Consider the following 847-nt stretch of genomic DNA (forward strand, 5'->3'; position numbering starts at 1 on the left):
TTTTCTTTTAGTATTTTACACCCAATAACATCTTATCAAGCTTAGCATTGGTGGATACTGTTGTCGCTTTTTAAACGTTTCCAACCTGTGATCGATTGGGTTGTTTTACCGGTGAAAGTAGTTATTTATCGGCTAGTGTCAGAAGTCTTGTCAATGGTATGCCTGAAAATAATTTGCTATACTCAAGAAAAAATTCAGGTGGTACTGGAGGTGGCGGAATGAAAACGCTTGAGATTGCCCATTTGGATAAGGCTTTTGATCAACAGGTTTTATTTAAGGACGCTAATTATACGTTTCAGCAAGGCAAGATCTATGGTTTGCTGGGCCGTAATGGTTCTGGTAAATCAACGCTGTTTAACATGATTGTGGGCAACTTGCCATATGATAGCGGCAGGATTGCGGTTGATTCAGATGACGGGCAAGGGCTGATCACCAATTATTCGGATACGGCAGTCGGCATGGTTTACACGCAGCCGCATTTGCCTGCCTTCATGACCGGCGTTGAGTTCGTCGATTATTTTATTGCGATTAACCGTGACCGGCTTGAACGCATGCACACGACGGTTAAAGCGGCAGACTTTTTTGATATGGCCGAGCTAGGTAAGGCGGATGCGAATAAGTTGTTGCGTGACTATTCTGAGGGGATGCGCAATAAGTTGCAGATTGTGGTGTCGTTGATGTTGAAGCCGCCGGTGTTGTTGCTTGACGAACCGCTGACAACCGTCGATGTGGTGGCGGCGCATGAGATGCAACAGATGATCGTTGCGATGAAGGCAGACTCAGTTGTTGTCTTTTCCACCCACATCATGCAGTTGGCGCAGGCCATTTGTGATGCGGTGGTATTGTT

General features: G+C 45.7%; 1 protein-coding gene. It reads left to right on the forward strand.

All coding sequences use genetic code 11. The features are described 5' to 3' along the window. Positions 1-218: 218 nt before the first annotated feature. Positions 219-847, forward strand: a 629-nt coding sequence (locus tag BVJ53_RS14685; protein WP_137296007.1) for an ABC transporter ATP-binding protein, incomplete at its 3' end; no start/stop codon positions are given.

It is taken from the genome of Lacticaseibacillus chiayiensis, from assembly GCF_004123795.1.
In the GTDB taxonomy this organism is placed as follows: domain Bacteria; phylum Bacillota; class Bacilli; order Lactobacillales; family Lactobacillaceae; genus Lacticaseibacillus; species Lacticaseibacillus chiayiensis.